The sequence below is a fragment of the Tenacibaculum aiptasiae genome (assembly GCF_965221665.1).
Classification (GTDB): domain Bacteria; phylum Bacteroidota; class Bacteroidia; order Flavobacteriales; family Flavobacteriaceae; genus Polaribacter; species Polaribacter aiptasiae.
Map to the genome: position 1 here is coordinate 1,790,945 of NZ_CBDCSN010000002.1, position 23,130 is coordinate 1,814,074.

Annotated in this window: 23 protein-coding genes; 14 read left to right on the forward strand and 9 right to left on the reverse strand. The window is 31.5% G+C overall.

Annotation, left to right across the window (positions count from 1 at the left end; translation table 11 throughout):
• Window positions 1–24 precede the first annotated feature (24 nt).
• The 5 genes from ACOQN8_RS08595 (at window position 25) to ACOQN8_RS08615 (ending at window position 2,994) form a co-directional block, all read left to right on the forward strand.
• Entirely contained in the window at window positions 25–465 is a 441-nt protein-coding gene (locus ACOQN8_RS08595; protein WP_420552366.1) for a hypothetical protein, read from the forward strand.
• A 66-nt stretch (window positions 466–531) separates the two neighbouring features.
• Entirely contained in the window at window positions 532–1,080 is a 549-nt protein-coding gene (locus ACOQN8_RS08600; RefSeq protein ID WP_420552367.1) for a hypothetical protein, read from the forward strand.
• Between the two features lie 24 nt (window positions 1,081–1,104).
• Window positions 1,105–1,785 (forward strand): hypothetical protein, encoded by a 681-nt coding sequence (locus ACOQN8_RS08605; protein ID WP_420552368.1) that lies wholly within the window; start codon window positions 1,105–1,107, stop codon window positions 1,783–1,785.
• Window positions 1,786–1,798: 13 nt separating this feature from the next.
• On the forward strand, window positions 1,799–2,371 hold the full coding sequence (locus tag ACOQN8_RS08610) for a hypothetical protein (RefSeq protein WP_420552369.1): 573 nt from the start codon (window positions 1,799–1,801) through the stop codon (window positions 2,369–2,371).
• An 8-nt stretch (window positions 2,372–2,379) separates the two neighbouring features.
• Window positions 2,380–2,994, forward strand: coding sequence for a hypothetical protein (locus ACOQN8_RS08615; RefSeq protein WP_420552370.1), 615 nt, complete (start codon window positions 2,380–2,382; stop codon window positions 2,992–2,994).
• A gap of 33 nt (window positions 2,995–3,027) precedes the next feature.
• Here ACOQN8_RS08615 and ACOQN8_RS08620 read toward each other — a convergent pair whose 3' ends face one another.
• Both ACOQN8_RS08620 and dnaE read right to left on the reverse strand, forming a co-directional pair.
• Window positions 3,028–3,384 carry a hypothetical protein gene (locus tag ACOQN8_RS08620; protein WP_420552371.1) on the reverse strand — a complete coding sequence of 119 codons (357 nt, stop codon included), beginning with the start codon at window positions 3,382–3,384 and terminating at the stop codon, window positions 3,028–3,030.
• On the reverse strand, window positions 3,385–7,758 hold the full coding sequence (gene dnaE, locus ACOQN8_RS08625; protein WP_420552372.1) for a DNA polymerase III subunit alpha: 4,374 nt from the start codon (window positions 7,756–7,758) through the stop codon (window positions 3,385–3,387).
• A gap of 242 nt (window positions 7,759–8,000) precedes the next feature.
• Here dnaE and ACOQN8_RS08630 point away from each other — a divergent pair, with 242 nt between their 5' ends.
• The 3 genes from ACOQN8_RS08630 to rimM all read left to right on the forward strand — a co-directional run bounded on the left by ACOQN8_RS08630 (window position 8,001) and on the right by rimM (window position 9,414).
• The gene (locus ACOQN8_RS08630) at window positions 8,001–8,192 is read left to right on the forward strand and encodes a cold-shock protein (RefSeq protein WP_150901082.1); all 192 of its coding nucleotides are present in this window, start codon (window positions 8,001–8,003) and stop codon (window positions 8,190–8,192) included.
• 174 nt (window positions 8,193–8,366) lie between these two features.
• Window positions 8,367–8,867, forward strand: coding sequence for a 30S ribosomal protein S16 (locus ACOQN8_RS08635; RefSeq protein ID WP_150901081.1), 501 nt, complete (start codon window positions 8,367–8,369; stop codon window positions 8,865–8,867).
• 16 nt (window positions 8,868–8,883) lie between these two features.
• Window positions 8,884–9,414 carry a ribosome maturation factor RimM gene (gene rimM / locus ACOQN8_RS08640; protein WP_420552813.1) on the forward strand — a complete coding sequence of 177 codons (531 nt, stop codon included), beginning with the start codon at window positions 8,884–8,886 and terminating at the stop codon, window positions 9,412–9,414.
• Between the two features lie 78 nt (window positions 9,415–9,492).
• Here the strand turns inward: rimM and ACOQN8_RS08645 are convergent, their stop codons facing one another.
• Together ACOQN8_RS08645 and ACOQN8_RS08650 are read right to left on the reverse strand one after the other, a co-directional pair.
• Complete coding sequence (locus tag ACOQN8_RS08645; RefSeq protein ID WP_420552373.1) at window positions 9,493–9,675, reverse strand: hypothetical protein; 183 nt, start codon at window positions 9,673–9,675, stop codon at window positions 9,493–9,495.
• Window positions 9,676–9,785: 110 nt separating this feature from the next.
• The gene (locus ACOQN8_RS08650) at window positions 9,786–10,289 is read right to left on the reverse strand and encodes a GNAT family N-acetyltransferase (RefSeq protein ID WP_420552374.1); all 504 of its coding nucleotides are present in this window, start codon (window positions 10,287–10,289) and stop codon (window positions 9,786–9,788) included.
• Between the two features lie 54 nt (window positions 10,290–10,343).
• Between ACOQN8_RS08650 and ACOQN8_RS08655 the strand changes: the two genes are divergently transcribed.
• From ACOQN8_RS08655 to ACOQN8_RS08665, 3 genes are all read left to right on the forward strand, one after another.
• Entirely contained in the window at window positions 10,344–10,934 is a 591-nt protein-coding gene (locus ACOQN8_RS08655; protein WP_420552375.1) for a PhnA domain-containing protein, read from the forward strand.
• A 118-nt stretch (window positions 10,935–11,052) separates the two neighbouring features.
• Window positions 11,053–13,188 (forward strand): hypothetical protein, encoded by a 2,136-nt coding sequence (locus ACOQN8_RS08660; RefSeq protein ID WP_420552376.1) that lies wholly within the window; start codon window positions 11,053–11,055, stop codon window positions 13,186–13,188.
• A 1-nt stretch (window position 13,189) separates the two neighbouring features.
• Complete coding sequence (locus ACOQN8_RS08665) at window positions 13,190–14,758, forward strand: hypothetical protein (RefSeq protein WP_420552377.1); 1,569 nt, start codon at window positions 13,190–13,192, stop codon at window positions 14,756–14,758.
• Window positions 14,759–14,834: 76 nt separating this feature from the next.
• Here ACOQN8_RS08665 and ACOQN8_RS08670 read toward each other — a convergent pair whose 3' ends face one another.
• Both ACOQN8_RS08670 and ACOQN8_RS08675 read right to left on the reverse strand, forming a co-directional pair.
• The gene (locus ACOQN8_RS08670; protein ID WP_150901078.1) at window positions 14,835–15,890 is read right to left on the reverse strand and encodes a nucleoid-associated protein; all 1,056 of its coding nucleotides are present in this window, start codon (window positions 15,888–15,890) and stop codon (window positions 14,835–14,837) included.
• Between the two features lie 33 nt (window positions 15,891–15,923).
• Complete coding sequence (locus tag ACOQN8_RS08675; RefSeq protein WP_420552378.1) at window positions 15,924–16,523, reverse strand: ribonuclease HII; 600 nt, start codon at window positions 16,521–16,523, stop codon at window positions 15,924–15,926.
• A 70-nt stretch (window positions 16,524–16,593) separates the two neighbouring features.
• On the opposite strand from ACOQN8_RS08675, the gene ACOQN8_RS08680 reads away from it, so the two are divergent.
• Both ACOQN8_RS08680 and ACOQN8_RS08685 read left to right on the forward strand, forming a co-directional pair.
• Complete coding sequence (locus ACOQN8_RS08680; protein ID WP_420552379.1) at window positions 16,594–18,555, forward strand: putative porin; 1,962 nt, start codon at window positions 16,594–16,596, stop codon at window positions 18,553–18,555.
• Window positions 18,556–18,561: 6 nt separating this feature from the next.
• The gene (locus tag ACOQN8_RS08685; RefSeq protein ID WP_420552380.1) at window positions 18,562–18,816 is read left to right on the forward strand and encodes a hypothetical protein; all 255 of its coding nucleotides are present in this window, start codon (window positions 18,562–18,564) and stop codon (window positions 18,814–18,816) included.
• Here ACOQN8_RS08685 and ACOQN8_RS08690 read toward each other — a convergent pair.
• Both ACOQN8_RS08690 and nhaC read right to left on the reverse strand, forming a co-directional pair.
• Window positions 18,770–19,219: a GNAT family N-acetyltransferase gene (locus ACOQN8_RS08690; protein WP_420552381.1), complete on the reverse strand. Its 450-nt coding sequence runs from the start codon at window positions 19,217–19,219 to the stop codon at window positions 18,770–18,772. The genes ACOQN8_RS08685 and ACOQN8_RS08690 overlap by 47 nt on opposite strands.
• A gap of 37 nt (window positions 19,220–19,256) precedes the next feature.
• On the reverse strand, window positions 19,257–20,741 hold the full coding sequence (gene nhaC, locus ACOQN8_RS08695; RefSeq protein ID WP_420552382.1) for a Na+/H+ antiporter NhaC: 1,485 nt from the start codon (window positions 20,739–20,741) through the stop codon (window positions 19,257–19,259).
• Between the two features lie 81 nt (window positions 20,742–20,822).
• Here nhaC and ACOQN8_RS08700 point away from each other — a divergent pair, with 81 nt between their 5' ends.
• Window positions 20,823–21,845: a metal-dependent hydrolase gene (locus tag ACOQN8_RS08700; protein ID WP_420552383.1), complete on the forward strand. Its 1,023-nt coding sequence runs from the start codon at window positions 20,823–20,825 to the stop codon at window positions 21,843–21,845.
• A gap of 60 nt (window positions 21,846–21,905) precedes the next feature.
• Here the strand turns inward: ACOQN8_RS08700 and ACOQN8_RS08705 are convergent, their stop codons facing one another.
• A complete protein-coding gene (locus tag ACOQN8_RS08705) occupies window positions 21,906–23,123 on the reverse strand; it encodes an aminotransferase class I/II-fold pyridoxal phosphate-dependent enzyme (RefSeq protein ID WP_420552384.1) in 1,218 nt (405 codons plus the stop codon).
• Between the last annotated feature and the right edge of the window lie 7 nt (window positions 23,124–23,130).

Genomic DNA, 23,130 nt, shown 5'->3' on the forward strand with positions numbered 1-23,130 from the left:
ATGAAGCAATTAAGTTTTTATTAAATGACAAAAGAAGAATTTTCAACATTAATTAATGGAGCAAGTTTTATTTCTTTTAAGTTTGCTCAAGAGTTCTTAAAGAACAAGTTAATCCCAGAATTTAGATATGATGTTTATTTAAATATGTCTAATGATGATCCTGCATTGACTCAATTTGATATTTATCCAGAGGATAATGAAAGAGTTGAAACTGGATTAACATATAAAGAGGTTAGAGACTTACTTTATAGAAAAGGGAAAGTTCCTGTTTGGATAGATATTGCGGTGCATAAATCAGATAGGAAAATAACAACATTTAAACTTCTATGCGCGGGACGTTACTCAGATGATAAGGAAGAGTATTATTATCAATCGGGAGGAACAGGACCGTTTGGGATTAAAAGTCCTAATCATCCAATTGGTTATAAAGAAGGGAAAAAGTTTAGATTAAAAAAGAATAGATAACAAAGACTACAACCATCATTCTGTGGAATGGAGGTTAGTTATAACCTTGTATACAATTAAAATTAAATGAAGATTGATATTGATAAAGAAAAGGTTTTAGATCTTTTAAAAGAAAATTATACAACCCCACGTGAAATAGATAAGGTTTTAGATACGAGTAAGTATATTTTTATTACTCACAAGCATAAAGATTATGAAGCAGATGATGAAAGAGGAGGCGTTTTTGGATCTGGACCAATTGTGTATAACAAGCATACTAAAGAATATTATGCTACTTGGGGAATTGAGTTTATTACAGGAGATTATTCTAAATACTTGGATGAGATTCCTGAACCTGAAAGCAAGCCTAGCTTAGAAAAAATAAAAGAAGGAGTATATAGGAGGAATTATTTAAACGAATCTGATATAGTAAAGTTTATCAAGTTAACTCGTAAGAACGAAATGGAGTTTGAACTTAGGAATGTAGAAGGTTATGACTATGACAATAGAAAGGTTATCGTTGAATCTGCTGATGCTAAATTATTAGAATCACTTAAAAATTTTCTCGATTCAATAGAAATAGAGTGCAGCTTTGTTAATAAAAAAGAGGTGTTAGTAAATCAAATAAAAAGTTAGTAATAATACTGATTGATTAGAACTATGGAATATTTATCAAAGTACGAAATTGAAAAAGATGATGTAAGGAAACTTCAGGATTATAATTCTAGAGATGGATTTGAATTAATTGAAGAAAACGATTTTGAAAGTATGCTTGAATACTTTGAGGAATACGAGGTTTATAATAACCTGATTCCTATAATGACCGATAATAATTCGAACTATTGGTGTTTGTATGTTGGTGGCAAACTAAAAGGAATGGTTTGTTACTTAGCTAATGAAGAAATGAATCTTGCACCTAGATTTAAGAATATTACCAATTTGATAAATGCCATTTATCAAAACCCTGATGCTTATGATTTTGATGAATTGGATATTGAGGTTTTTGATTATCCGAAAAGAGGGAATAATATTGACTTAGAGAATAGAAGAGAGCTTATTGCAGAGATTTTAACTGAATTGGAAGAGGTTTCTGAAAACAAAGAAGATCTAAGGCAACAACTAGTATATTCTGCAATGACACTGGTAAATGCAGATGAAATTGAGTCTTATATTTATCCTTTTTTGGAAGATGAAGATATGTACATTCAAGAAAAAGCAATAGCTACAATAGGGTTTCATAAATACAAGCCAGCAAGAAACAAGCTGATTGAATTAACGAAAACAGCAATGGTTAATGGGAAATCGGCAGCAGGAAGAGCATTGAAAGAGTTGAATAAGTAGCGTGAATCTGGTAATGAAAAAGATATTTGTAAGTCTTCTTATACTTTTCTCAAGTTTTAGTTATGCTAGTGACTGTAATTGGGGAGGGAATTTTATAAAAGCTTCCAAATATTCCGAGCTTATTGTAAAAGTAAGAGTGCTTGATAAGTATTATCATTTTGAAGATAAGAAAGTTATTAATCAGAAAGATAAGGTAGAGTTTGAAGATTATCTTTTTGAAAAAAATCAAGACTTTTATGAATCAATAACAGTGGAAATAATTGAAGTAATTAAAGGAAAAGAGAAACGGAAAATTGTTGAGGTTTTTGGAAGTAATGGTAACGATTTTAAATTAAATGTTTCGGGATTTAAAAAAGGGGAGTATTATATATTTTCATTGCATAAAACAGTAGAGTCGTCGTATAATTTACCAAATGAAGGAAAAGATGATTATCATATTGACGGATGTTCTGAAAATTATTTGGAGTATTTTCCTGAATCAAATGAAGTTTATGGTTTTATAAAAGGCAGGTCTGATAGAAAAAAGAAGCGTAAATATTCTTACGAAAAACTGAAAAAGAAAATAAAGCAATGTAACAAAGTGTAGTTATAATAATGACTGAGAGAATTGGTAATTTTTTATGGAAAAATAATTTTTCAACATTTTCACTTTCCTATCAAAGAGGGAGGTTAGAATATTTTCATACAATACTTTCAATAATAAAAATATCTATTGTGTTTGCGGTAATTTTTTATTTCGAAATTTATAATTATTCGGGTATTGAAACTTTAATTCTATTTGTCTTTTTTGCCTTTCTCATTTTTATTTTTTCGACTCAGCTTGTTGGTATTTATATTAAACCAACCAAGAATATTATAGAGTATGATAGGTCTAAGAATCTTTTTTCGATAAGAATAAATCATTTTAGAACTAAAGAATTAAAGATTAGTGATATTGATTCGATTATTATAGATAATATTAAAGAGTGTGTTAGTTCTGGTGGTGGACATTCAAAAGTGTATAGATATATGTCCGTTGTATATTGTAAAGATATAGATGGAAATAAACACGAAATGTTTATTGTAAACCCATCAGGTATTACTCAAAAATATGAAGATGAAATAGTGTATGAGCTAACAAAAATCAGTAATAAAATTTGTGATAAAATAAGTTTTATACTTGGTGTTAAAGTAGAAAGTATGAAATTTGATATCAATAATGATAATTAACGTTTGATGGTTACATTAATTTAAAATGTTAGTTTAACTAGAAAACTTGTTTTTATAATATACCTTTTGCCAAATCCTTTTTAAAATTAAAAAAGTAACAGCTTCTGTATAATCTTCAATAGTTGAGGTATTGATGCTTTTTAAAGTGGTTTCCGAAATATCAATACGATAGAGTAGGTTGTAATATCCATCGGTATTATTCAAGAGTAAGTCTTTTACAGTTTCTTGAAGTTTGTTTTTTAGCTCAACAGGACTGCTTTGAGTGTTGAAAACAATATCTAAACTAACGAGTTCAAAATCTTTATTTAGTTGCTGTACCAATTGTATATATAAAGCCTTATCAACCACGTTGGTTAATAAGGCTATACTGTTTTGATACTCTTGAAGCATTTAATTTAGCTTGTAATTAATATGCTGTTCGTCTAGTGTTTTGAGGAACTCACTAGAAATTTTAATCTTCGTGGTTCTACTAGGTAAATTCAGTTCAATTTTTTCTTCGGCATCCCAAATGGTAAAGTGCAAACTTTGCGAACCTCTGTTGATGGCGAATAGATGCTGTAGGTCTTTAATTTTCTCTTCTTTTACTTCATGTAAAGGCATTTTAATAGTCACCTTTTTACACATTTTATCCATAATGTCGTGCAGTAATAAGAATTCATTAAAGCCAACTCTAGGGTCACCTTTTACACCTTCTTTGTTTACCCAACCAGGTTTAATAGTTGATTTTACATATAAGAAAGAATTCGGAACTAAGAAGTGTTTGAATTTTAGATAATCTTCACCAAAAATTCTAAACTCGAAACTATCATTATAATCTTCCATAGTAAAAGCAGCCCATCCTTTACCTGCTTTAGAAACTCGATGCTGAACATCGGTTACAATTCCTGCAAAAGAAAGTCCCATACCTTCATATCTGGCAATGTCTTTAAAATGAGAAAGAGAAGCGTTACAAAATTTCATTTCGTTTTTAAAGTCATCAAGTGGGTGTGCAGAAATATACATTCCTACTACTTCTTTTTCACGAGCTAATAACTCCATGGTTCCCCAAGTATCACATTCAGGGATAATAGGTTCAGGTAAATCTACATCTGAAGCTTCACCAAATAAAGACACCTGTGATGAATTTAAATTCTCTTGATATTTATTACCAAAACGCAAGGCTTTTTCTATAAACTTCTGGCTTTTTTCGTCTTCTACAAAATATTGTGCTCTATGGGTTTGGGTAAAAGAATCAAATCCACCTGCTAAAATTAAACCTTCAAAAGCTTTTTTGTTAGCTACACGTAAATCTACACGTTTCGCCACATCGAATACAGAAGTAAAGTTTCCGTTTTCTGTACGTTCATCAATAATAGCTTTTACGGCAGATGCTCCCACACCTTTAATAGCTGCCATTCCAAAACGAACGGCTCCTTCTTTGTTTACAGAGAATTTAGAAAAGGATTCGTTTACGTCTGGGCCTAATACTTCAAGTCCCATACGTTTACATTCTTCCATAAAGAAAGATACGGTTTTAATATCGTTCATGTTGTTCGATAATACCGCAGCCATATATTCGGCAGGATAATGCGCTTTTAAGTAGGCGGTTTGATAAGCAATCCAAGCATAACAAGTAGAGTGCGACTTATTGAAGGCATAGGATGCAAAGGCTTCCCAGTCTTTCCAAATCTTTTCTAAGGCCTTTTCGTCATGTCCATTCGCCATTGCTTGTTTCACAAACTTAGGCTTCATTTTCGCTAGTACCGCAATTTGCTTTTTACCCATTGCCTTACGAAGTACATCGGCCTCACCTTTGGTGAAGTCTGCTAACTTCTGAGAAAGTAGCATTACTTGCTCCTGATATACAGTAATACCATAGGTTTCAGCTAAGTATTCTTCTAGTGCTGGTAAATCGTAAGTAATTTCTTCATCACCATGTTTTCTTCGAATAAACGAAGGAATATACTCTAACGGTCCTGGACGATACAGGGCATTCATGGCAATTAAATCTGCAAAAACTGTTGGTTTTAGTTCTCGCATGTATTTTTGCATCCCAGGAGATTCGTATTGGAATATACCTACTGTTTCTCCTCGTTGGAATAATGCATATGTTTCTTCGTCATCAATAGGGAAATTCTCTGGATCGAGTTCCACACCATGACGTGCTTTTACAATTTTTACGGTATCCTTAATAAGGGTTAATGTTTTTAACCCCAAGAAATCCATTTTTAGTAGTCCCGCACTTTCCACAACCGAGTTGTCAAATTGCGTAACGTACATGTCGGAATCTTTAGCCAACGATACAGGTACGAACTTGGTAATATCGTCTGGTGTAATAATTACCCCACAGGCATGAATTCCTGTATTACGAACAGAACCTTCTAAGATTCGTGCTTTATTAATGGTTTCAGCCTCTAATCCATTACCATTGGCAATAGATTTTAATTCGTTAACCATTTCAATTTCCTCAGAACGAAGTTTCTCTTTCAATCCTTTTTCATCAAGAGAAAAGATTTTTTTAAGCTTCATTCCCGGGATTAACTTGGCAATTCTATCGGCTTCAAATAATGGTAAGTCTAGTACACGAGCAGTATCACGTATAGAAGACTTTGCAGCCATGGTACCATATGTAATAATTTGTGCTACCTGATTGGCACCGTACTTATCAATTACATAATCCATTACACGGCTTCTTCCTTCATCATCAAAATCGATATCGATATCGGGCATGGATACACGCTCAGGGTTTAAGAAACGCTCAAAAAGTAAGTCGTATTTAATAGGGTCAATATTGGTAATCCATAAACAGTAAGCTACCACCGATCCTGCTGCCGAACCACGACCAGGTCCTACGGAAACTCCTATATTTCTCGCTTCTCTAATAAAGTCTTCTACAATAAGGAAGTAACCAGGATACCCTGTTTTTTCAATTACTTCTAACTCAAAGTCTAAACGTTCTCTAATGAGTTCGGTAATTTCACCATAACGTTTTTTAGCTCCTTCGTAAGTTAAGTGACGTAAAAAGTTGTTCTCACCTCGTTTTCCACCATCTTCATTGTCTTTAGCATCTGTAAATTCTTCAGGAATATCAAAGGCAGGTAATAATACGTCTCTGGCTAAGGTAAAAGGTTCTACTTTATCTACAATTTCTTGAATGTTAATAATTGCTTCGGGAAGATCTGCAAACAAAGTTTTCATTTCTTCTGTAGACTTAAAGTAGTATTCGTCGTTTGGTAATCCGTAACGATATCCTCTTCCTCTACCTTTTGGAGTTGCCTGTTTTTCACCATCTTTTACACATAATAAAATATCGTGTGCATTGGCGTCTTCCTTACCTAAATAAAAGGTATTGTTAGAAGCAACTACTTTTATATCGTGCTTTTTAGAAAATTCTAAAAGCGTTTTATTTACTACTTTTTCATCTTCTTGTCCATGGCGCATTAACTCAATATATAAGTCATCGCCAAATTGTTCTTTCCACCATAGTAAAGCTTCTTCAGCTTGTGTTTCTCCTACATTTAATATTTTACTAGGTACTTCACCATAAAGGTTACCTGTTAAAACAATAACATCTTCTTTGTATTGTTTGATAACTTCTTTGTCGATACGAGGTACATAGTAGAATCCATCAACAAAGGCAATAGAAGACATCTTTGCAATGTTGTGATATCCTTTTTTATTTTTAGCTAATAAAACTACTTGGTATCCGTTGTCTTTTTGACTTTTGTTTGTATGGTCTGAACAGACAAAAAACTCACAACCTACAATAGGTTTTAATGGTTTTTGTATAGGCTCTTCTCCTTTTTCAATAGCTTCTTGATTGGCTGCTTCTACAGATTTGTTATGTCCAAATACTGCTTGCACAAAATGGAAAGCTGCCATCATATTACCAGTATCGGTCATAGCTACGGCAGACATGTTATCTTCTCCAGCAGCCTTTACAATATTTCCAATCTGAATAGTCGATTGTAATACCGAATACTGTGTGTGATTATGTAAGTGCGCAAATTGTACATCTTTAAGCGCTGCTAAACCTTCAGAAGTAGAAACAGTAGCTACTTCACCACTTTCTGCTTCTTTACGCTTACGTATTTTTTCACTTTCCTTTTTAAGGTTTAAGTGTTTTAAACCAATAACCTGAATTGGCATTGGATTAGCTTCCGAGTAACGTTGGAAATAATCAGCAGGAACATCTAATTGTTCTTCTGTATACTGACGTAAACGTATTAATTCTAAGAAACAACGCGTAGTTGCTTCCACATCGGCAGTTGCGTTGTGGGCTTCACCAAATCCAGTTCCGAATAAATGATTGTGTAATTCGGTAAGTGTTGGTAATTTAAATTTACCACCACGTCCACCAGGAATTTGACAAAGTTGTGCTGTGTGTTCTGTACAGGTATCTAAAACAGGCAGTTCTGTTAAGTTATTTTCAACGCCTAAACGATGAAACTCACACCCCATAATATTAACATCGAACCCAACATTTTGACCTACAACAAATTTTGTTTTGCCTAATGCTTCATTAAATAATCTTAAACCTTCGTCTAAAGAAATTCCTTGTTCAAGAGCTAAATCGGTAGAAATACCGTGAATACGCTCTGCATCATAAGGAATGTTGAATCCTTCAGGTTGTATAAGGAAATCGTTATGCTCTATTACATTCCCCAATTCGTCATGTAATTGCCATGCGATTTGTATGGCTCTAGGCCAGTTATCGGTATCAGTTATTGGAGCATTCCAACTCTTAGGTAATCCAGTAGTTTCTGTATCGAAAATTAAATACATCTATCAGCTTAATTTAATGAAGTGTTCTTTGTAAAAAACAGTGTGTAAAAATACGAAGAATTTATGGTGTAATCTTTAGAAGTTATTAACGATGAAATTTAATAAAAGGTAAAATGTTGAAATACTGCATGGTGCTTATTTTTAATGTTATCTAGGTGTTAAGTTTTTAAAATAGACAATAAAAAGTGTTTGATAATCAATTAATAAAGGTATCTTTAGTATTTAATATAATATTTTTTACAATGAAAGAAGGAACAGTAAAGTTCTTCAATGAATCTAAAGGCTTTGGGTTTATTACAGAAACAGGATCAAACAAAGAACATTTTGTACATGTATCAGGATTAATCGATGAGATTAGAGAAGGTGATACTGTAGAGTTTGAACTTAAAGAAGGAAGAAAAGGATTAAACGCTGTTAGCGTTAGAGTGCTATAAAAATGTCTCCGAAACTTATTTTTTCTTAAGAGCTTGTTTTTCAAGCTCTTTTTTGTTGTAATAATATTTGTTTTTTTCTTTTTAATGAAAAAAAAGTCATATTTTTGCGCCCACTTATCACGAGATGGTAAGATTTATTAATAATCAAGGTCGCGTACCTTAAAAATTAAAATTATGCCTGTAAAAATTAGATTACAAAGACACGGTAAAAAAGGAAAACCATTTTATTGGGTAGTAGCTGCTGATTCAAGAGCTAAAAGAGACGGACGTTTCTTAGAAAAAATCGGAACTTACAATCCAAACACTAACCCTGCAACTATTGATTTAGATGTTGATGGTGCTGTAAAGTGGTTACAAAATGGTGCTCAACCAACTGATACTGCTAGAGCAATTTTATCTTATAAAGGTGCTTTATTAAAGAATCACTTAGCTGGTGGAGTACGTAAAGGTGCTTTAACTGAAGAGCAAGCTGAAGCTAAATTCAACGCTTGGTTAGAGGAAAAAGCTGGAAAAGTAGCTGGAAAAGCTGACGGTTTAGCAAAAGCTCAAGCAGATGCTAAAGCTAAAGCGTTAGAAGCTGAAAAAGCTGTAAACGAAGCTCGTATTGCTGCTAAAGCTCCTGTTGTAGATAGTGAAGATGCTGCTACTGAAGGTGGTGCTGATAGCGAAGAATAAAACTGTATAGACGATGCTGCAAAAAAAGGATTGCTTTTATCTTGGCAAAATCGTTAAAAAACATAGTTTTAAGGGAGAAGTTGTAATCAAATTAGATACAGACGAACCCGATCTTTATAGAAATTTGGAATCAGTTTTTGTCGATTTAGGCAATAATCTGGTTCCTTTTTTTATTGAAAAATCTTCTTTAAGTAAGAGTACTATGTTTCGCGTCAAATTTGAAGACGTAGATTCTGAGCAAGATGCAGACGCTATTATGCGTTCTGATATATATTTACCATTAGATTTATTGCCAAAACTTTCTGGAAATAAATTTTATTATCACGAAGTTATTGGTTTTAAAGTAATAGATGCTTCACACGGAGAGGTGGGGTCTATTGTTAGTATTAACGATTCTTCTGCTCAACCTTTGTTTGAAATCGAAGGTGATAATGGTGATGAAATTTTTATTCCTATGATTGATGAGTTTATCAAAAAGGTAGATAAAGAAAATAAAATTGTTGAAGTTGCTACCCCTGAAGGATTAATTGATTTGTATTTAGAATAAAATTTCTGGAATGAAGTTTTTATAAAAAAGGGGACTTTTTAATAAGACAAAAAAAGGGGAATTTTTGAATTTCTAAGATTAAATGTTTTTTAATCTTTGTACATCGGTTATTTGATAAGAGATACCGTTGAAGTTTTTCTTGATAACTACTCTCTCTAGCCAAAACATAGAACCACTATGGAATAAGGGTAAAACAAGAAATTTTTTTAATTTCTTTTTACTAGAACGAGTAGATCTTTCTCTTGATAAATTGATTTTCATATAAGTAAGGTTTTATAAAGGTTATCTTCTTATGGGGGAAAAATCTTTGGCAAATATGAGTATTTTTTTAAAGAAATAAAAAAAACTAGTAGTTAAAAAATAGTGTATTTTTAAAAAATGTATTCATAAACCTTGTCCTCACTGTTATCAAATATTTTTTTTAATCCAACGTATTTAAAGCCTAATCTTTTTAATAGCTTTTGGGAAGCTTCGTTTTTAGGCATTGTAAATGCATATACTTTTTCTTGTTGAAATTTATTTTTAACATACTCCATAAATAGTTGAGTTGCTTCTGTAGCGTATCCTTTTCCTCTGGTTTTAGGTAAAAAGGCATAACCAATATCAATAAATTTTAATTTTTCTCGCTGTAAAGCTGTAGAGGTACCAATTGGTTCATTAGTATCTTTTAAAATTACGGTAAAGAAACCTAAACCATCTAATTTTGAATTCTTAAAGAGAATGTCTTTCAAATAGGTTTCAGTTTCTTCAACTGTTTTTAAATTTTTATCGCTAATAAATTGAATCCAGTCAGGATCATTAAAAAGCTCAAAATAAAAAGGGGCATCGCTTACTTTAGCTTCACGAATAATAAGTCTTTTACTTTCTAAATACATCTGATAAAGATAAAATAAAAATGTACTTTTACACACCTTAATTTAGAGTATAAAATGAGTTTATTACAGGAGTTAGAAGAAAGAAGCGGAAAACAATGCGAATTATGTGCAGCAAAAGATAATTTATCAATTTATGAAGTGCCTCCAGTATCTACTGGTGGTGTAGATGGAAGTTTGTTAGCATGTTCCACTTGTATTGAACAAATAAATGATGTTGAAAAAACAGATGCAAATCATTGGCGTTGTTTAAATGATTCTATGTGGAGTGAATTTAGAGCAGTAAAAATTGTTGCTTGGCGAATGCTATCTAGACTTCGTAATGAAGGATGGCCACAGGATTTATTAGATATGTTGTATTTAGAAGATGATGATTTACGTTTTGCTAAAGAAAGCGGTGATCATTTAGATGAAAGTGAAAAGATAATTCATAGAGATGCTAATGGTGCTATTTTACAAGCTGGAGATTCTGTAGTTTTAATTAAGGACTTAAAAGTGAAAGGATCTAGTATGGTTGCAAAACAAGGAACGGCAGTACGTAGAATTTCTTTAGATCGTGAAAATGCTAAATATATTGAAGGTAAAGTTGGGGCTACTCAAATAGTAATTGTAACAGATTACGTAAAAAAAATGACTGAAAAAGAATAGGTTTAGTAAAACTAAGCCTATATTTTTTACTTTTGTATTACAATAAATTGAAAAAACTGAGAAAATAAATTGCTATAATCTCAATCAAAAATACTTATTAAATAAATCATAAATTCTTATGAGAAAGACAATTTTTACAATTGCTATGCTTTGCATTGCAATTAATAGTACTGCGCAAGATGTAATTAAACAAGTGGGAGATAAAGTTGGAATAGGAACTTCTACCCCAGATGCTAAACTTCAAGTGAATTATGAAACTAATTTAGGTGAAGTTTCTAAAAATGGAATAACGGTGTTTAGAAATACTCAAACCAATACTAATGTAACAAGTTACGATAAAGGTATATATTCTAAAATGAGTAGTTTTTCAATTCCTTCAGGAATTACAGATTCGGGGTATAAAATTGGTGTAGATGCAACTTCTTTTTCAACATCAAATACTTTTGCTGGAACATTAAATAGTAATTACGGAATTTGGGCTAGAGCAGGGGTTTATGTAGCTGCACCAGGAGCAACAATAAAAAGAGCCATAGCAGTTAATGCAGAGGTTTTAGATAATACAAATGGAACTACTATTGAAAATGCTTATGGAGTTCATATTTCGACTAATGGTTATAATCAATCTAACGTAATAAATAGATATGATTTGTATGCAGCCACAGCCGCAGCAAAAAATTATTTAGCAGGAAAAGTAGGGATAGGAGTACCATCACCAAAAGCTAAGTTACATGTAGCAAACAATATTACAGGACAAGGAGATTCAAAAGTTAATATGAGTGAAAATTCAATATTAACATTAAAACCTCATGCAACAAATTCAACCAATATGCAATTTGCTCAGGTGAATAATGGTAATGGAATGGGGATTCAAGTTACTAATTCAGGTAATACAGCTAATTGGGATATTGCGTTAAACCCTTATGGAGGAAATATTGGAATTGGAACGGTTGCACCACAATCTAAATTAGAAGTTCATCATAGTGGATTAAGAAGTGTACATATAAATCCACAAAATCAACTAGATGTAACTGGAAATTCTTCTATAACTATTAAAGAATTTGTGCCAAGTATTGAGTTTCAAGATTCATCAGATTCTTCTTCAGATGCAGTAGCTTTTGTTAATGGGAACAGGTTTTATGTAGGTAAAAAAACAGGAGCAAAAATAACAAATAGTAGTTTGTTTAATATAGGGTTAAATGATGGTTATGTGGGGATTGGTACTAATATTCCCTCTGAAAAATTACATATAAATGATGGTAGTCTTTTGGTAACTCCTAAGAATGATAATGAATCAAGTATTTTACGTTTGAATGAGTATAGAGGAGGTGGTTTGTTAGACTTCTCTGAGGTAGGTGATGCAGGTTTACTTAAAGTAGGTTATTATGGTTTGAATCAAGATAGAGTTGAAATAAATGGAGGGGCTTCTAATACAGGAGCTGAGATTAAAGGATTTGATGATACTACAACAAAATTTCAATTTAAAACAAATGGTTCGTCTTTTTTTAATGGAGGGAAAGTTGGTATAGGAACAACAACGCCAAGATCAAGGTTGGATATTGGTACAAATGTAGGTGCTGATAGAGGGTTAAGAATAGGTGATTATATTGAAATAAATGAACGAGAAACCATAAATAATGCTGCGGTTATAGGTTTTAACGCAAGTATTGAATCAAGTGATGTTAGTAAGTTTAAACCTGCTTGGGCTGGAGCTTCAAATGCTTCAGGAATGATTTTAACAACAAGTTCAGGTGGCATAAGTGATTTAAATTTTTATGGTCGTCAATGGGGAACAGATGCTACTCCGCGTTCTTTAGGTGAGTTTACGCATGTTTTACACTTAGGAACTAATGGTAAAGTAGGAATTGGAACAACAGATACAAAAGGGTTTAAGTTGGGTGTGAATGGTAAAATTGCAGCTACAGAAGTAAAAGTAGCTACTTATGCGAATTGGGCAGATTTTGTATTTGAAAAAGAATACGAATTACCAACCTTAAAAGAAGTGGAAAATCATATTAAAGAAAAGGGGCATTTAAAAGATATTCCAAGTGAAGCTGAAGTAAAAAAGAATGGGTTCTATTTGGGAGAAATGGACTCTAAATTATTGCAAAAAATAGAAGAATTAACTCTTTATACAATTCAGCAAGAAAAAGAATTGAAAAATCAAAAAGAAGAAATAGCTCAACTTAAAAAACAAAATAAAGAATTATTAAGGTTGGCAAAAGAGATAGAATTAATTAAGCAAAAATTAAAATAATATGAAGAAAATAGTTTTTATAGCTTTTGTTTTGTTGCTTTCTGAAGTAACATTTTCACAAATTACTTTTACAAGTAATGAAAATCCAGTAGGAATGGAGCATAATATGCTTTTTAATGCAACTACTAGATCTAGGTTCCAAGTAACACAAACAGGTAGTGCTGCATTAAGTTTGGATTATTTATTTGACGGTAAGTTTATTCCTTCATATACGTCTACACCGCCTACATTAGCTGAACCTACAGTTGTTTTAATAAAAGGTTTAGTAAATTGGCATAGTCAACAAGGAGCTTGGGTAGGTTGGTCTACTCGATACTGGGGAGCAAAACGATTTAAAATTGAAGGATATAATGTTCATGTTCAAAGTGAATGGAGAACAATAGCAGATTATTCAACACAAGATTATACAGGAGGAGGTCAATTTTTAGTTAAGGTGCCTAGTGGTTCGTACACAGAATTACGTTTTACCTTTTATGAAGGAACAGGGCCAGATGGAAATTTAGGAGTGTCAGAATTGTTTTATTTACATCCAGAAGCGGTTAGACCTTACGAAGGTTTGTTAGGGGAGGCAAATAATGTGTGGAGTAAAAATACGAATAGTGTATATACTAGTGATAAAGTTGGAATAGGAACAGGAAATCCTGAAGCTAATTTACAAATAGGTTCATCTACAACGAATGGTCTTATAATGTTAGGAGGAGGTAAAGGGTATTCTTCAATAGGTTCTACTAGGTCAGATGGAGGTTTAATTTTAGGTAAAAATGTTTATACTAGATATCAAGATGGCACAGATAATTCTGTAGGTAGAGTTGGAGTTACATCAGGTAATGGCTTTTCAGGAGTTAAAATTGGACACAATGGCTTGATAGATTTTTTTGGAAAATCTGGAAATGTTGTTGCTGATGAAGTAGCAAATACAAATCAAACAAGTAGAGTGAGGATAACAGAAGACGGAAAAGTAGGAATTGGTACAACTACTCCTGCTGAAAAATTAGAAGTAATTGGAGGTGTTAAAGCAACAGTTTTTACAGTAAAAGGATCTAGTTTTACTTCGAGGCTTACTTCAAATATATTACAATTTTCAAGAGATGGTTTTTCATATATAGATAATATTAAAGAAAATGGTTCGATTGCCATAAGAACAGGAGGTACTGGTAATGTTGATCTTTTAGTTAAACCAGATGGTAAGGTTGGAATAGGAACAATAGAGACTGGAAAGCATAGGTTAGCTGTTGAAGGTTCAATAGGAGCAAGAGAGATTAAAGTAGAAGCTACTGGTTGGTCAGATTTTGTATTTGAAAATGAGTATAAATTACCTACTTTAAAAGAAGTGGAAGATTATATTAAAGAAAAAGGGCATTTAAAAGATATTCCAAGTGAAGCTGAAGTACTAAAAAACGGATTCTATTTAGGTGAAATGGACTCTAAATTATTACAAAAAATTGAAGAGTTAACTTTATATACAATTCAGCAAGAGAAACAATTAAAAGAGCAGGCTAAGAATATTAAGAGATTAGAAACTTTAGTTGAAAAATTATTAGAAAGCAAAAAACAAAATACAGCTAAATAGAATTTTGTTAGTTGCAAAATAAAAAAGGTCAAAACTTAAATTGTTTTGACCTTTTTATTTTTGTTGAGAATGATATTTATTTCTCAGTATTATAGTATACCTTATAAAACTTCATTTTTTTATCTTCATCATATCCTTGTTCTAAATATTCTGAAGAAGCATCAGGAGCATCAACATCAATTTTAATTTGAATGTTAGTGTCTAGCTTTATTTCAGTTTTAAATTTACTTTTTTCCTTTTTTAGTACTGCATCTGATACGTCAAAATTATTACGAATTAATACATCATTCAGTTTTTCGAAATGCTTTTTGTAGTCTTCAAACATATCTTTATGTTTGTCTTCTTCAAAAATTTCATCTTTAAAACCATGATAATCTACACTTTCATGTTCTTTAAAATAATCAACAGTATTCGCTAAGAAATTACTTTGTTCTTGTTTTCCAAATTCTGGTTTTATCACCTCTTCAGAAAACTCTTTACACATTTCTAAATAGTTTTGAGTGTGTAAATTACGATCGTCAGCATATTTTACACTTAAGAAATTCTTAATCCAATATTGAGCATCGTAGTTATTGTTGTCGACTGATAAAACAACCGTTCCTTCCGTATCAGAAGAGTTTAAAATTAAACAACCTTTATCAAGTTTTTTAGTAGAAATACCTTTTTGAACTACAACATCAAAGCTTTCATCATCTAAATAAGTTTGGAAAAAATCTACTTTACTTTCAATTTTAAAAATTCCAACAGCTTCTGTTAAAACATCTTTATATTCGATACCTTCAAAATAAGCAACAATTACATCACCTGTTTTAATATTTGCAGAATTAGACTGTTCGTATAAGTGGTTTACGATGTTCTTAGAGTTTTCGATAAACACTTCATTACTATCGTCTTCAAAAATGTCAGAAGAGTATTTATTCAATTCATTTAATCGAACATCAGCATGATGGCTAAAACGATAACTTTGCGTAACATTTCCAAAGTTCTTTAGTAAAAAAGGCATTAATAACTCATAACTTTCTTCATCAAATCGAACTAAGCTTTCTGATAAAGCATTTTGTCCGCTATTGTACTTATTAGCAACTTTGTGAATAATACATTTGTTAATCTCTGCACGTGTTCTTTTTATCATCTTCTAAAAAATTGGAAGACAAAAATAGAAAAACTAAAGTTTTAATTTAAGTTGTTCGGGTAACAATTTGAACGATTTACGATGGTAAGGAGTCGCTCCGTGCTCTCTAATAGCATTTCTATGTTCTTTTGTGGGATATCCTTTGTTTTTTTTCCAATTGTATTGTGGGAATTCTTGATGAATTTTTTCCATGAATTCATCTCTGTATGTTTTTGCTAAAATAGAAGCCGCTGCAATGCTCATAAATTTAGCATCTCCTTTTACAATAGTTTGATATGGGACTTCTTTATAAGGTTTAAATTTATTACCATCAATTATGATAAATTCAGGTTGAGTAGAAAGTTGTTCAATTGATCTATGCATACCAGTAATAGAAGCTTGTAACACATTTAGTTCATCTACTTCCTCATGATGAATAAAAGATACAGCATAAGCCAAGGCATGTTCTTCTATGTAAGGACGGAGTTCCTGTCGTTTTTTTTCTGAAAGTTGCTTAGAATCATTTAAAAGATCGTGTTGAAAATTTTCAGGTAAAATAACAGCTGCGGCTACAACAGGGCCAGATAAACAGCCTCTTCCTGCTTCGTCTGTTCCGGCTTCAAGACTAATTCCACTATAATTTAATTTCAACATGCTACAAATTAACAGTTTTCAAAGAAATTATTCACAATTTTTGTCGTTTAATTATTTTACTTTTGTTGTCATGAAGAAAATTTTTTTAGTGTTATTTTGTTTGGTAAGTATTCAAACACTTTTTTCACAAATAGGATCGCTAAACGGTGGTTTTGGTAGATCAACTGGAGGGTTTAATCAAGTTAATGATTCTTTACCTAATGATGAGATTGAAGTAAAACTTAGTGGGAAAACAAAATATACAGATTATAAAATTATATCATTTAAAAATGATACGACAATTGTAGATACTACACTAACAATAAAAAAACATTACAAATTCAATTTTTTAAGAAAAGATAATTTTGAATTGCTAGAATTTCATAATCAAGGACAAACATTTAATAATCTAGCGTATACTTTTGATGATGTTTCTAGATTTCCTGACATTGGTTTTAGAGCAAAGCAGTTTAATTACTTTAGAATTGAAGATGTAGATTATTACCATGTTCCAACGCCTACTACTGAAATTATGTATAGAACTGGTTTAGAACAAGGACAAGTTTTAGATGCTTTGTTTACAGCAAATTTCTCTAAGAGATTTAATGTAGGAATAGCCTATAAAGGGCTTCGTTCGTTGGGGGCTTATAGAAGATCATTATCGAGCACAGGTAATTTTAGATTAAGTTTTAGATACGAGAGTCCAAAAGATCAGTATGCGATACGAGGACAAATTGTTAATCAAGATTTTTTTAATCAGGAAAGTGGAGGATTAACGGATGCAGCTTTAGTTTCTTTTTTAAATGATGATCCAAACTTTAGTGGTAATCGAGGAAGGTTAGACGTTAACTTAGATAATGCAGAGAATATTTTTGATAGTAAACGGTTGTATTTTGAACAGACTTACAAACTATTATCTTCAAGAGATAGTTTAAATTCAAGAGATTTTTCAAATTTAAAAATAGGGCATTCTTTTACGAGAGAATCAAAATTTTATCGATTTAATCAGAGTTCAACAACCTCTACAATTTTTGGTAATGCTGAGATTTTAGGTGTTGTAAATAATAAAACAAACTACTTATTATATAATAATCAAGTGTTTTTAGATTTTAATTCTAAATATGTACTAGGAAGGTTTAGAGTTAAAGCTGATTATACCACATATAGTTATGGTTACGATAATTTACAAAACAATTTAGTAGGAATAACTAAAAATAAATTAAAAGGAGATGCTGTTTCGTTTGGAGCAGACTGGAATGGTAAAATTAAAAACTTTTATGTAAACGCATCGGCAAACTTAACTCCTGGTAGTGGAAGACTTTCGGGGAATAACTTAAAAGCTGAAGCGTTATATAAAAAAGATAGTTTGTTTACTGTGAAAGCTAAATTAGGAATTAGTAATAAACTTCCTAATTTTAATTTCTTATTACATCAAAGTAGTTATAATGCGTATAACTGGGAGAATAATTTTGCATCAGTAGGAACTCAAACTTTAGGAGGAGTTTTTGAATCGAAATGGGGTAATGCATCTTTAGATATTACTAATATTGATAATTATACTTATTTTGATGAAAATAACTTACCTAAACAATTTTCAGGTAGTGTTAATTATTTAAAAGCCAAAGTATCTAAAGAGTTTAAGGTTGGTAAATTTGCTTTAGATAATACAGTAATGTATCAAAAGGTTTCTAGTGGAAGTGATGTATTTAGAGTACCAGAAATAGTAACTAGAAATACTTTATATTATTCTGATAATTGGTTTAAAGGAAATCCGTTGTTTGTTCAAATTGGAGCAACGTTTAATTATTTTTCAAAGTATAAGGCCAACGCTTATAATCCGTTATTAGCTGAATTTACTTTACAAAATACAACAGAAATAGGTTATCCAACTGTTGATTTATTTTTTAATGGTAGAGTTCGTAGAACTCGTATTTATTTTAAAGCAGATAACATAAGCTCTTTTTTCTTAAAGAAAAATTATTTATCAGCTCCTAATTATCCATATAGAGATTTTGTAATTCGTTTTGGAGTTGTTTGGAACTGGTTTATATAATAAATAATGAAACAAAAGTTAAAAGAAAATTGGAAGCTATTTTTAATTGCTAGTTTAACTTTAGGTTTAGCACCTTTTAAACCTCCTCATATTGTTGGTAAATTAAAATGGATTGCTGGAGGTAATGCATTTTCAGGAGAGCATGCAATGCAATTTAAAGATTGGTTTGATGTTTTGTTGCATGGAAGTCCTTGGGTTTTTTTATTAGTCTCGGTTATTTTAAATTTAACTTCATTAGTGGTAAAAACCGATTCGGAATAGAACTTTCTTTTTTTTCTGTTGAAATAAAACCTTGACTTTCATAAAAAGGTTGTGCATTGGGGTCAGCTAATAATGTCATTGTTTGAATATTTAAGTTATTAGCTTTCTCAATAGCATGTGATAATAATTGTTTTCCAATTTTTTGACCAATAGCATTTGGGTGTACAAATAGAAATTCTAATTCTATTGTATTGTTTTGGGGCTGATTTAAAATATAAAATCCAATAGTTTTTTGACTAAAGATGAATTTATAAACCATCATTTCCTCAATCATTTTGGGACTAACAGTTAAATCATCTTTCCAACTATTAATAAGTTCTTTTGAATAGCCCCAATGTGCTTTTGAAGTTAGTGCAATACTAGTTAATAATTCAGCATCTTTAATGTTAGCTTTTTCTATCATAAAAAAAGAAGCCTCACTATTTAAGTGAGGCCTGATATTATTTTTTGATTATTTCTCTAATCTTTATTCTAAACGCAGCAAATAATAATGTCATAAACGGACTTAACCAGTTAAAAACAGCATAAAAAGCGTAGTCTATTACTGGAACTCCCAATACTCCTGAATGATATGCACCACAAGTATTCCATGGAATTAAAACAGAAGTTACGGTTCCAGAATCTTCTAAAGTTCTACTTAAGTTTTCTGGAGCTAGTCCTTTATCTTGATAAGCTTTTGCGTACATTTTACCTGGTACCACTAAAGCTAAGTATTGATCTGAAGCAGTAAAGTTTAAACCAATACATGTTGCTACTGTACTTGCAAATAACCCAAAAACAGAATCAAATAAATTTAATAAGAAACTACTAATTTTAGCTAGTGCCCCAATAGCATCCATTACACCACCAAAAATCATGGCGCAAAGAATTAACCATATAGTTCCCAGCATTTTTTCCATACCTCCAGCTGTAAATAAGTCTTTTAAAACTTCATTGTCAGTAGCTACTGATGTTTTTACTGTAATAGCATTCATTACCCCTTTATAAGCTGAGTTAAAATCTAAACTTTTAACACCAGCAACTTGAGCAACAACTTGAGGTTGGAAAATTAACGCAAAAACTCCACCTAATAATGTTCCTGCTAATAAAGCAATTAAAGGAGGTGTTTTTTTCATAATTAAAATAACAACTGCTATAGGTACTAAAAATAAAAATGGGTTAATATTAAAAGCTTTGTTTATATCACTAAGCATTTGTTGAGTATCTGCAGTTCCTGTAGTATTTTGTGTAAACCCTAAAATGATAAAGAAGATTAAGGTAACAATAATAGTTGGTACAGTGGTATAAGCCATGTACTTAATATGAGTAAATAAATCCGTACCAGCCATTGCAGGAGCTAAATTTGTTGTATCTGACATTGGAGACATTTTATCGCCAAAATAAGCGCCAGATAAAACAGCACCAGCAGTCATTCCTAAAGAAATTCCTAAGGCCTCACCAATACCAATTAAGGCAATACCTACAGTTGCGGCAGTTGTCCAAGAACTACCTGTAGCTATTGAAATTACAGCACAAATAATTAAACAAGCAGCTAAGAATATTGTAGGATTTAAAATTTGTAACCCATAATAAATCATTGAAGGAATTATTCCACTAATAAGCCAAGTTCCTGCTAATGCTCCTACCATAAGTAGTATTAAAATAGCTCCAGCTGTAGATTTAATGTTTTCTGCAACTTCATCAATCATAACTTTGTATGAAACTTTGTTTCTAAATCCAACAATAGCAGCTGTTGCACCACCAAGTATTAAAATGAATTGATTACTTCCACTTAAAGCATTATCACCAAAAACAAAAACATTGTAAGCGAGCATTGTTATTAATGCTATTACAGGAATTAAAGCTTCCCATATACTTAGTTCTTTATTAGCTATAATTTTTTGACCTTCGATATCGATTTCGGATAAGTTTTTATCGTCTTGCATTGTGTGGTTTTTTTCGGTTTGTAATGTTACGATTTTGTAAAGAATTATACAAGTAGAATCAGTTTAGTACATTTGTTACCTATGGATTCATTAACTCAAATTGTTTTAGGTGCTGCTTGTGGAGAAATAGCACTAGGAAAAAAGATAGGAAATAAAGCATTATTGTTTGGTGCAATAGGAGGTACTATACCAGATTTAGATGTGTTTATTGGCGGATGGTTGTATGGAAATGAAATAGATGCAATGGCTTTTCATCGTGGATTTATGCACTCGATATTATTTTCTATTTTTGGTTCTTTTCTATTTGGATGGATCACTTTTAAACTATACGATAAAGGAAAACGTGAAGGAACTACTACGTTAAAAAACTGGATTTGGCTATTTTTTCTATCCATTTTTACCCATCCTTTATTAGATAGTTTTACACCTTACGGGACTCAGTTATTTTTACCTTTTTCCGATTATAGAGTTGCATTTAATAATATTTCTGTAGTAGATCCTTTATATACGCTTCCTTTTTTATTGTGTTTAATTGTGGCTATGTTTTATAATAGAAAACGAACAAGAAGAAGAGTTTGGGTTAAAGCTGGAATTTATATTAGTTCAGCCTATATGCTGTTTACTATTGGAAATAAAATTTATATGGATTCTGTGTTTAAAAAATCGTTTGATAGAGCCGATATTTCTTATAGTAGATTTTCTACTCAACCTACTATTATGAATAATGTTTTGTGGTATGGAATTGCTGAAACTGAAAACGATTATAAAGTTGGATTTTATTCTTTATTAGATAAAAAATCAGAATTAGATACCATTTTAACAATTCCTAAGAATCGTGATTTATTAGATGTGAATCATAAAGATATTAAAGTCTTAACCTGGTTTAGTAATGGTTATTATAATTTAGTACCTATGGATTCATCTAAAAATATTCAATATTTAGATTTAAGATATCCTTTGTTGAATCCTAATAATTCAGAAACATCTATGTTTAGATTTGAATTAATGAAAGAGAATAATAGATGGGATATGGTGCCGTTCTCTGGTAAACCACCGTCAAAAGATGATTTAAAAGAATTTACCAAGCGTTTTTATGGTAAATAAAAAATGGCAAACAGGTTTTAAACCATTCTGTTTGCCATTTTTTTAGAATTTAGTTAAGTCTTATGCTAAGGCTTCTTCTTTTAAAACACCTATTTCTAGCATGCAGCCTTTCATCATTTCAAAAGTACGCTCAATATCATTATCTAATCCAATAGAAAAACGGATTAAACCGTCGGTTAGTCCCATTTCAGCTTGCTCTTCTTCAGGAATCTCAGAAGAGGTTGATGTTCCTGGAGCTGAAAATAAAGTTTTATAAAACCCTAAACTTACAGCTAAATATCCTAAGTTTTTTTCTTGCATTAATTCCATTAAAGCATTGGCTTTGTCTAAAGAACCAGCATCAATAGTTAACATTCCACCAAAACCGTATTCATTATTCATCATTGATTTGTAAACTTCATGAGATGGATGTGATTTTAAACCAGGGTATACTGTTTTGATACCAAGACCTTCGAATTTTTCAGCTAAAAAAGCTGCATTTTTACTATGTTGTTTCATTCGAATATGTAGAGTTCTCATGTTCTTTAATATTGACGACGAACGTAAAGAATCCATAGAAGAACCTAATAACATACTTGCACCATCGATAACACTTTTTTGAGCGTTGATAAAATCAGTACTCGCACAAACAACTCCTCCCATTGTATCAGATGACCCATTGATGAATTTAGTTAAACTATGAATAACAATGTCTGCTCCAAGTTGTGCTGGTGAAATAGATAACGGAGAGAAAGTATTATCAACAACAAGTTTTAAATTGTATTTTTTAGCCAAGGCAACCAAAGCTTTAATATCTGCTACTTCTAGTAAAGGGTTGCTAACAGATTCGCAATAAATCATTTTTGTATTGCTGTTAATAGCAGCTTCTATTACATCTAGTTTTGTAATATCAACAAAAGATGTTTCAATATTCATTCTTGGTGTAAAGTTCTTTAAAAAAGCATAAGTACCACCATATATAGTTCTACTTGAAACAATATGATCTCCAGCTCCACAAATTTGTAAAATAGTTGCTGTTATAGCTCCCATTCCTGAACCAGCTACATTTGCAGTTTCTGTTCCTTCCATTGCAGCTAAAGCTTCACCTAAATATAAGTTAGAAGGAGAAGTATGACGTGAGTATAAGTAGCAACCATCTGTATTTCCTTCAAAAGTATCAAACATTGTTTTTGCTTTTATGAAGGTGTAAGTAGAGGAGTCAGAAATAGAAGGATTTACTCCTCCAAATTCTCCAAAGTATTGTAAATCTTGAATATTGTTTGCTGGTTTAAAGTCCATTGTGTAT